Origin of the sequence: Streptomyces sp. NPDC057302, assembly GCF_042667685.1 — a bacterium.
GTDB lineage: Bacteria > Actinomycetota > Actinomycetes > Streptomycetales > Streptomycetaceae > Streptomyces.
The window spans coordinates 106,458-115,373 of sequence record NZ_JBHUZJ010000020.1; the positions used below are offsets into that span (position 1 = coordinate 106,458).

Below are 8,916 nucleotides of genomic sequence, written 5' to 3' on the forward strand. Positions count from 1 at the left end.
CATTACGCCTGATGCCCTGCCCTGAAACCGGGTTCGACGGCACCGTTTCGATCATTTTCCGATGAACCCGCAACAACCGCCGAATCTGCGGGCAGCGCGAGCGCCCGTGCCGTGGCCAGCAGGACAAGCAGCGCGGCGACTCCCGCGAGTCCCGGGACGGCGAAGCCCCACCGGGTCCCGCCCCACTCGACGACAGGACCCGCCGCGGCCGTCCCCAGCGACGCGCCGACCGTGAACGTCGTCACGAGCCAGGAGAACGCCTCGGTGACGGTGCCGCGCGGGGCGTGGCGGTCGACGATGATGAACGCGCACGCGAGCGCGGGCGCCAGGAAGACTCCCGCGACGGCCGCGAGCACCGTCATGGCGACGGCGTCCGGCGTCAGCGTCAACGGCCAGTAGCAGAGGGCGAGCAGGGCCACCAGGACGGTGAGCCGCTTCTCCGGTACGCCGGCCCACTGCCGCGCCCCGTAGACCGATCCTCCGACGAGGGCGCCGAGGCCCAGCGCCGCCAGCATCCAGCCGTAGACCGCGTCGCCGCCGTGCCCGTCGGCGTACGACACACCGGCGACGGTGATGGAGCCGAGCGCCATGCCGATGAAGAGGAAGGCGCCGAGCAGTGCGATGAGCCCGGGTGAGCGCAGCGCGCCCAGCCAGTGCGCCTCCCGGGGCGCCGAGCGCCACGCGCGCGAGGGCTTCGACATCACCACGGAGAGGGCGCCGAGCACGCCGATGACGTTCACGACGAGCAGCGCGGCCTGCTCCGACCAGAGCGCGACGCAGCCCGTGACGAGCAACGGTCCGACGGTGAACATGACTTCCTGGGCGATGGCGTCCATGGCGTACGCCGTGTGCACCTGCTCCTCCTTGCCCAGGACGTTCGGCCACAGTGCGCGCAGGCCGCCCTCCAGGGGCGGGGTGAAGAGACCGGCCGCGCCCACCGCGACGTACGCGAGGCCGAGCGAGTCGGGCCCGGTGAAGGCGAAGCCCGCCATGCCGAGGGCGGAGAGGAGCGCCGCGGGGAGCTGGACGCGCGGCTGCCCGTGGAGGTCCACCAGGCGGCCGAGCAGCGGCTGGCCCACCGCGTTGGCCACGCCATACACCGCGGCGAGACCACCGGCGAGGCTGTACGTGCCGCCCTCGGCGCGGATGAAGAGCACGATGGCGATCGCGGCGGTCGCGTTCGGCAGCCGGCCCACCAGGGTGCCGGCGAGCAGCCGCCCGGCGTATCTCGTCCGGAGGATCTCCGCGTATCCGGCAGCCATGCTTCCCGCCCCTTCCGCGGTGCCGTCGCACCGAGGTTTTACGTATAACTTCGAGCGTCATACGTACCATGAGCGCTCACCGCGGGTCCACCCGATCGCAGCCCCGCGGCACCGACCTGGGAGGTACCAGAAGTGGCCGGGCCACAGCAGGAGGCCGCAGGGCCGCGCCCCACGAGCCGCGACGTCGCACGGGCCGCCGGGGTGTCCCAGGCCACCGTCTCCCTCGTGTTCGGCGAGAAGTGGCGCGGCCGGGTCGCCGAACGCACCGCCGAGCGCGTCCGCGACACGGCACGCGACCTGGGCTACCGGCCGAATCTCGCGGCCCGCAACCTCCGCCTGGGCCGCACCAGGACGGCCCTCCTCGTCGTGCCCGCCCTCACCAACGAGTTCTTCGCCCGCGTCTACACCGGAGCCGCCCGCGTCGCCGCCGAACACGGCTTCGGAGTCGTCCTCTACCCCTCCCCCGACGGCATGGGCCCCGCCCGCGACCCCTTCGACTCCAGCCGCGCCGCCCTCGACGGCATCCTCGCCTCCTCCATCGCGTCCGACGCCCTCGCCACCATCCAGGGCGACGCGCTCCCCCTGGTCATGCTCGACAGCGACCCGGCGGGCAGCCTCGGCGCGGCCACCGTGAACCTCGACATCGGCGACGGCATGCGCCAGGCGGCCGGGCATCTGCTGGCCCTGGGCCACCGCGACTTCCTGCATCTGGCCGCCGACGTCGAGTCCTGGACCTTCGACGTACGCTCGGACGCCCTCGCGGCGGCGCTGAGGGGCACCAGCGCGGCCGTACGCACCGTCCGGGCACTCCTCACCGTCGACGACGCCCGTACGGCCACCGAGGCCGCCCTCAGCGCGCCGGGGCCCCGCCCCACGGCGCTCGTCTGCGACGACGACATCCTCGCCGCGGGCGCCTGCAAGGCGGCCCGCCGCCTGGGTCTGCGCGTCCCGGAGGACCTCTCGGTGACCGGCTTCGACGACCTCACCCTGGCGACCGCCGTGGAACCCGAACTCACCACCGTGCGGCTGCCGGCGGAGCAGTTCGGCGAACGCGGCATGACGTCCCTGCTCGCCGTCCTCGACGGGCACGCGCCGCGGCCCGACACCCTCCCCGTCGAGCTGGTGATCCGCGGCTCGACGGCCACCGCCGCCCGTCGGGCTTAGCCGCCACGCGCATGTACGCCCCGTGCTGCGGCCTGGTGGCCGGAACACGGGGCGTACGTCGAACCGAACTACTTCTCGGTGGATCCCGGGTCGGAGGCGGAACCGGACTCCGTGTCCGGCTCCTCGTTGTCGGAATCTGCGTCCGTGGGGGCCGACGCACCGCCCTCCAGCAGTCGCGCGAGCTGGCGTCCGACGATCCGCTTGAACTTCCGCTGCTGCGGCCTCGTACGGTCGAGGACCGCCACTTCGAGCCGCTCCGCGGGGATCTCCCGCTCGCTGCCGTTCGTGTCGCGGGACAGCGACTGCACGGCCAGCTTCAGCGCCTCGGCGAGCGTCATCCCGTCACGATGCCGCTGATCGAGATACGTGCTGATCTGCTCGGCATTGCCGCCGACCGCGACCGAACCGTGCTCGTCCACGATCGAACCGTCGTGCGGCAGCCGGTAGATCTGATCGCTGTCAGCCGTGGCCCCGACCTCCGCGACGACCAGCTCGACCTCGTACGGCTTCTCCGCCTGGCTCGAGAAGATCGTGCCCAGCGTCTGGGCGTAGACGTTCGCGAGCCCACGGGCCGTCACATCGTCACGGTCGTAGGTGTATCCACGGAGATCGGCGTAGCGCACGCCACCGATCCGCAGGTTCTCGTATTCGTTGTACTTGCCGGCGGCCGCGAAGCCGATCCGGTCATAGATCTCGCTGAACTTGTGCAGCGCACGGGACGGGTTCTCGCCGACGAACACGATGCCATCGGCGAACTGCAGCACAACAAGGCTGCGACCACGGGCGATGCCCTTGCGGGCGTATTCCGCCCGGTCGGCCATGGCCTGCTGGGGTGAGACATAGAACGGCGTCGACACCGGCTATCCGTCCCTTTCTGTCAGTGACTCAGTCAGTGGCGAATACGGATCGATCAGAGCAGCGAGGCCCGCGGGCCGTCGGGCTGCTCCATGCGCCGCTCAAGGATCGAGCGGGCGATCTCGGAAGACTCCTCGTCCCCCAACCGCCGGAATCCCTCGTCGGAGATCACGGTGACGATCGGGTAGATCCTGCGGGCGACATCCGGACCACCTGTCGCCGAGTCGTCGTCCGCCGCGTCGTACAACGCCTGCACGACGAGCGTCGTCGCTTCCTGCTCCGACAGGTCGTTGCGGTAAAGCTTCTTCATCGCGCCGCGCGCGAAGACCGAACCCGAGCCGGTGGCCGCGAAGCCGTGCTCCTCGGAACGGCCGCCCGTGACGTCGTACGAGAAGATGCGGCCCTTCTCGCGGTCCACGTCGTACCCCGCGAAGAGCGGGACAACGGCGAGGCCCTGCATGGCCATTGCCAGATTCGACCGGATCATCGTCGACAGGCGATTGGCCTTGCCCTCCAAGGAGAGCGTGGCACCCTCGACCTTCTCGAAGTGCTCGAGCTCCAGCTGGAAGAGCTTGACCATCTCCACGGCGAGACCGGCGGTGCCCGCGATGCCCACGGCCGAGTACTCGTCGGCGGGGAACACCTTCTCGATGTCGCGCTGCGCGATGACGTTGCCCATGGTCGCCCGGCGGTCACCGGCGAGCACCACGCCACCGGGGAACGTCGTCGCCACGATCGTCGTGCCGTGCGGCGCCTCGATCACACCCTGGGTGGGCGGCAGCTGCCGATTGCCCGGCAGGATGTCGGGCTGGTGCTCGGACAGAAAGTCCATGAAGGACGAGGAACCAGGCGTCAGGAAGGCAGCCGGCAGACGCCCGGTGCTACGAGTGTTGGCTTCCACGCGTTTCCTTCCGGATAAGTGACGGCCCGACGCGGAGTGTCGGGATCGTCTCCCAACTTGCCGACGGCCGAATTGCAGTTGAAGCACCGTACGCCAGGGACCCTACCCGCCTCGTGGCGGTGATCCACATGAACGGCTGGAGCGTTCACGGAGATCGGTTCGGGTCCGATCGAGAGCGTCGCCAGGTCATCCGAAGCACGGCGGGTTCTCCCCCGCCGGGCTTCGACCAACCCAGCAACCCTCACTTCAACCTTGAGAACAGAGGCGGAACTACTCGCCGCCCTTTTGAACGAAGGAGCGCACAAAGTCCTCCGCGTTCTCCTCCAGGACGTCGTCGATCTCGTCGAGGACGGAGTCCACGTCGTCGCTCAACTTCTCCTGGCGCTCCTTGAGGTCTTCGGAGCCCTGCGCTTCCTCTGTCTGCTCCTCGACCTCCTCGGTGGAACGCGTCGCCTTCTGCTGTCCGCCGCCGGTGTCCTTGGTCGCCATCTACCTCACCCCGCTCGTTCGGTTCGATGCACTTGATCAGACCCTATAAGCCAGGTCTGACATCGGCCCCGTAGTTACTGCAACGTCCGGGCACCACCTCGATGATTCCCACACGCCGGGTCTTTCAGCCTCCGGAGAGCACCCGAACCAGGTCCTCCGCCGTACGGCAGCGGTCCAGGAGCTCCTTGACGTGGTTCCGCGTCCCGCGCAGGGGCTCCAGTGTGGGCACCCGCTGGAGCGAGTCACGGCCCGGAAGGTCGAAGATGACCGAATCCCACGAGGCCGCGGCCACGTCGTCCGCGTACTGCTCGAGGCAGCGGCCGCGGAAGTACGCGCGCGTGTCCTCCGGGGGCTTGGTCTGGGCGCGCTCGACCTGTGGCTCCTCCAGAAGGCGCTTCATCTTGCCGCGTGCCACCAGACGGTTGTAGAGGCCCTTGTCGGGCCGTACGTCCGCGTACTGGAGGTCGACCAGGTGCAGCCGCGCCGCGTCCCAGTCGAGGCTGTCACGGCGGCGGTAGCCCTCCATGAGTTCCCGCTTGGCGACCCAGTCGAGCTCTCCGGAGAGGCTCATCGGATCGCTCTCCAGACGGCCCAGTACGTCCTCCCAGCGGGCCAGGACGTCCTTGGTCTGTTCGTCCGCGTCGGAGCCGTACCGCTCCTCCACGTACTTGCGGGCCAGCTCGAAGTACTCCATCTGGAGCTGGACAGCGGTGAGTGTGCGGCCGCTGCGGAGCGTGATCAGGCGCTTGAGCGTCGGGTCGTGCGAGACCTGGTGCAGGGTGCGCACGGGCTGGTCGATCGCGAGGTCCACCGCGATGAAGCCGTCCTCGATCATGGCGAGGACCAGGGACGTGGTGCCCAGCTTCAGATACGTCGAGATCTCGGAGAGGTTCGCGTCGCCGATGATGACGTGCAGGCGGCGGTACTTCTCGGCGTCGGAGTGCGGCTCGTCCCGGGTGTTGATGATGGGCCGCTTGAGGGTGGTCTCCAGGCCCACCTCGACCTCGAAGTAGTCGGCGCGCTGACTGAGCTGGAAGCCGTGCTCGTGGCCGTCCTGGCCGATGCCGACGCGGCCGGCGCCGGTGATGACCTGCCGGGACACGAAGAACGGCGTCAGGTGGCGCACGATGTCCGAGAAGGGGGTCTCCCGCTTCATCAGGTAGTTCTCGTGCGTGCCGTACGAGGCGCCCTTGTTGTCGGTGTTGTTCTTGTAGAGGTGGATCGGCTGGGCGCCGGGCAGCTGCGCGGCCCGCTCGGCCGCCTCCGCCATGATGCGTTCGCCCGCCTTGTCCCACAGGACGGCGTCCCAGGGATTGGTGACCTCGGGTGAGCTGTACTCGGGGTGCGCGTGGTCCACGTAGAGGCGCGCCCCGTTGGTGAGGATCACATTGGCGAGGCCGATGTCCTCGTCGGTGAGCTGACTGGCGTCGGCGGTCTCACGTGCGAGGTCGAAGCCCCGTGCGTCCCGCAGCGGGTTCTCCTCCTCGAAGTCCCAGCGGGCGCGTCGCGCCCGGTGCATCGCCGCGGCGTAGGCGTTGACGATCTGGGACGAGGTGAGCATGGCATTGGCGTTCGGGTGGCCGGGGACGGAGATGCCGTACTCCGTCTCGATGCCCATTACTCGCCGTACGGTCATGCGGCCCTCCTTGCCCGGCGGCGCTCCCATTCGGGTGCGGCGCTCAAGTACCGCTGGTTCTCCGGTGCGTGTGCGGTGCCCGTCCCCGCACTGCGCGACTCGGCGGTACCGAAGAGCCTAGAGCGCCTTTGCGCTGGTGGGGAGATCATTGCCTTCATTGAAAAACAGACAGCTGCGGGTACCCACGAAGGACACCCGCAGCCGCCCTGTTTTCTACAGGTACTGACCGGTGTTCGCCACCGTGTCGATGGAGCGTCCGGTGTCCGCGCCCTGCTTTCCGGTGACGAGCGTACGGATGTACACGATCCGTTCGCCCTTCTTGCCGGAGATGCGGGCCCAGTCGTCCGGGTTGGTGGTGTTGGGCAGGTCCTCGTTCTCCTTGAACTCGTCGATGCAAGCCTGCAGGAGGTGAGAGACCCTGATGCCCTTCTGGTCGGCGTCGAGGAAGGCCTTGATGGCCATCTTCTTGGCGCGTCCCACGATGTTCTCGATCATGGCGCCGGAGTTGAAGTCCTTGAAGTACAGGACCTCCTTGTCGCCGTTGGCGTACGTCACCTCGAGGAAGCGGTTCTCCTCGGACTCCGCGTACATCTGCTCCACGACGGACTGGATCATGCCGTCCACAGTGGTGCGCCGGTCGGCACTGTGCTCGGCGAGGTCGTCCGCGTGCAGCGGGAGCCGCTCGGTGAGGTACTTGGCGAAGATGTCCTTCGCCGCCTGGGCGTCGGGGCGCTCGATCTTGATCTTGACGTCGAGTCGTCCGGGCCGCAGGATCGCGGGGTCGATCATGTCCTCGCGGTTGGAGGCGCCGATGACGATGACGTTCTCCAGGCCTTCCACGCCGTCGATCTCGGCGAGCAGCTGGGGGACGATGGTGTTCTCCACGTCCGAGCTGACACCGGATCCGCGGGTGCGGAAGAGGGATTCCATCTCGTCGAAGAAGACGATGACGGGGGTGCCCTCGCTCGCCTTCTCCCTCGCACGCTGGAAGACCAGGCGGATGTGACGCTCGGTCTCGCCCACGTACTTGTTCAGGAGCTCGGGGCCCTTGATGTTGAGGAAGAAGCTCTTCCCCTGTGCCGCGCCGGTCACCTCGGCGACCTTCTTGGCAAGGGAGTTGGCGACCGCCTTCGCGATCAGCGTCTTGCCGCAGCCGGGAGGCCCGTACAGCAGGACGCCCTTGGGCGGCCGCAGTTCGTGCTCCCTGAAGAGGTCCGGGTAGAGGTAGGGCAGTTCGACCGCGTCGCGGATCAGCTCGATCTGGTTGCCCAGACCGCCGATCTGCTCGTAGCCGATGTCCGGCACCTCTTCGAGGACGAGCTCTTCGACCTCGCTCTTGGGAACCACTTCATAGACGTACCCGGAGCGGGGTTCGAGAAGGAGTGCGTCGCCGGGGCGGATGGTGACGTCGAGGAGTGGTTCGGCGAGCCGGACCACCCGCTCCTCGTCGGTGTGCCCGACCACGAGGGCGCGCTCGCCGTCCTCGAGGATCTCCTTGAGGGTGACGATGTCCCCCACGCTCTCGTACTCCATGGCCTCGACCACGTTGAGCGCTTCGTTGAGCATGACTTCCTGGCCGCGCCTGAGCTCTTCGAGCTCCACGCTCGGGCTGACGTTCACCCGGAGCTTGCGGCCCCCGGTGAAGATGTCCGCCGTGCCGTCCTCGTTCGCCACGAGGAAGACTCCGAAGCCGGCCGGCGGCTGCGCGAGCCGGTCGACTTCCTCCTTGAGTGCCACGATCTGGTCGCGGGCCTCACGGAGCGTGTTGGCGAGCCGCTCGTTCTGCGCGGACACGCCGGCCAGATTGGTCTGCAGCTCGACGATCCGCTCTTCGAGAATTCTCGTATGCCGCGGAGAGTCGGCGAGCTTGCGTCGCAGGACGGCGATTTCCTGCTCGAGATAGGCAACCTGACCGGCGGGGTCGTCAGACCCTCGCCCCGGCCGGATGCCGCGGTTGATGTCGTCGTCGTGTGCTGCCACGGTCCTCACCTCCTCCAAGGGGAGCTGGACGCTTCCAGACCCTACCTGGGTGGGTGTCGATTGAAACCCCTAGATCACAAAGACGGTCGAGGTGTGTCCGATCTTCACCCTTGCGCTCTCCCTCACACCAGGTGGATACCCACCCAACAACATCGGAAAGCGGGCGGTTGTATCGTCGAAGCGTTCAACACCCGTCAGGGCTGGCCCGACTTGCCCTCGAGTTGGTTCGCCCGACGCAGCGATCGGCAGGAGAAATGACCGTGCAGGACGAAGCTGGGACCGGCCCCGAGGGCCGCGATCTCCTGGAGGTCTGGATCGACCAGGACCTCTGTACCGGCGACGGGATCTGCGCGCAGTACGCGCCCGAGGTCTTCGAGCTGGACATCGACGGTCTGGCCTATGTGAAGAGCGGTGACGACGAACTCCTGCAGACGCCCGGCGCGACAACGCCCGTACCGCTGCCGCTTCTGCGTGATGTCGCGGACTCGGCGAAGGAGTGTCCCGGCGACTGCATCCACGTACGACGCGTCTCGGACAGCGTGGAGGTCTACGGCCCCGACGCGGCGTGAGGCCGCGAACTCAGCGACGAAGAAGGGCCTGTGCCCACCGCTCGGCGGTGGGCACAGGCC

General features: G+C 68.3%; 9 protein-coding genes. 2 read left to right on the forward strand and 7 right to left on the reverse strand.

Annotated features, from left to right (window positions below; translation table 11 throughout):
* Positions 1 to 2: 2 nt before the first annotated feature.
* Positions 3 to 1,262, reverse strand: coding sequence for an MFS transporter (locus ACFUPX_RS17300; protein WP_383322370.1), 1,260 nt, complete (start codon positions 1,260 to 1,262; stop codon positions 3 to 5).
* A gap of 132 nt (positions 1,263 to 1,394) precedes the next feature.
* Between ACFUPX_RS17300 and ACFUPX_RS17305 the strand changes: the two genes are divergently transcribed.
* Complete coding sequence (locus tag ACFUPX_RS17305; RefSeq protein WP_383322373.1) at positions 1,395 to 2,426, forward strand: LacI family DNA-binding transcriptional regulator; 1,032 nt, start codon at positions 1,395 to 1,397, stop codon at positions 2,424 to 2,426.
* A 68-nt stretch (positions 2,427 to 2,494) separates the two neighbouring features.
* On the opposite strand, the gene prcA is transcribed toward ACFUPX_RS17305, so the two are convergent.
* The 6 genes from prcA to arc all read right to left on the reverse strand — a co-directional run bounded on the left by prcA (position 2,495) and on the right by arc (position 8,287).
* On the reverse strand, positions 2,495 to 3,283 hold the full coding sequence (prcA, locus tag ACFUPX_RS17310) for a proteasome subunit alpha (RefSeq protein WP_383322376.1): 789 nt from the start codon (positions 3,281 to 3,283) through the stop codon (positions 2,495 to 2,497).
* A gap of 53 nt (positions 3,284 to 3,336) precedes the next feature.
* Positions 3,337 to 4,182 carry a proteasome subunit beta gene (prcB, locus tag ACFUPX_RS17315; RefSeq protein WP_383322379.1) on the reverse strand — a complete coding sequence of 282 codons (846 nt, stop codon included), beginning with the start codon at positions 4,180 to 4,182 and terminating at the stop codon, positions 3,337 to 3,339.
* Positions 4,134 to 4,427: an endonuclease domain-containing protein gene (locus tag ACFUPX_RS17320; protein ID WP_383322382.1), complete on the reverse strand. Its 294-nt coding sequence runs from the start codon at positions 4,425 to 4,427 to the stop codon at positions 4,134 to 4,136. Before ACFUPX_RS17320 ends, prcB begins: the two co-directional genes overlap by 49 nt.
* Positions 4,428 to 4,452: 25 nt before the next feature.
* Positions 4,453 to 4,671 (reverse strand): ubiquitin-like protein Pup, encoded by a 219-nt coding sequence (locus ACFUPX_RS17325; protein WP_160503981.1) that lies wholly within the window; start codon positions 4,669 to 4,671, stop codon positions 4,453 to 4,455.
* A 124-nt stretch (positions 4,672 to 4,795) separates the two neighbouring features.
* Positions 4,796 to 6,307 (reverse strand): depupylase/deamidase Dop, encoded by a 1,512-nt coding sequence (dop, locus tag ACFUPX_RS17330; protein ID WP_383322385.1) that lies wholly within the window; start codon positions 6,305 to 6,307, stop codon positions 4,796 to 4,798.
* A gap of 213 nt (positions 6,308 to 6,520) precedes the next feature.
* Complete coding sequence (arc, locus tag ACFUPX_RS17335; protein ID WP_383322387.1) at positions 6,521 to 8,287, reverse strand: proteasome ATPase; 1,767 nt, start codon at positions 8,285 to 8,287, stop codon at positions 6,521 to 6,523.
* A 254-nt stretch (positions 8,288 to 8,541) separates the two neighbouring features.
* Between arc and ACFUPX_RS17340 the strand changes: the two genes are divergently transcribed.
* Positions 8,542 to 8,856, forward strand: a complete 315-nt coding sequence (locus ACFUPX_RS17340; protein WP_383322389.1) for a ferredoxin — start codon at positions 8,542 to 8,544, stop codon at positions 8,854 to 8,856.
* Positions 8,857 to 8,916: the final 60 nt, after the last annotated feature.

Excerpts from the sequence above, each read along its gene's own strand:
- ACFUPX_RS17300 (WP_383322370.1), bottom strand. The coding sequence starts at position 1,262 with ATGGCTGCCGGATACGCGGAGATCCTCCGGACGAGATACGCCGGGCGG.
- ACFUPX_RS17325 (WP_160503981.1), bottom strand. The coding sequence starts at position 4,671 with ATGGCGACCAAGGACACCGGCGGCGGACAGCAGAAGGCGACGCGTTCC.
- dop (WP_383322385.1), bottom strand. The coding sequence starts at position 6,307 with ATGACCGTACGGCGAGTAATGGGCATCGAGACGGAGTACGGCATCTCC.
- ACFUPX_RS17340 (WP_383322389.1), top strand. The coding sequence starts at position 8,542 with ATGACCGTGCAGGACGAAGCTGGGACCGGCCCCGAGGGCCGCGATCTC.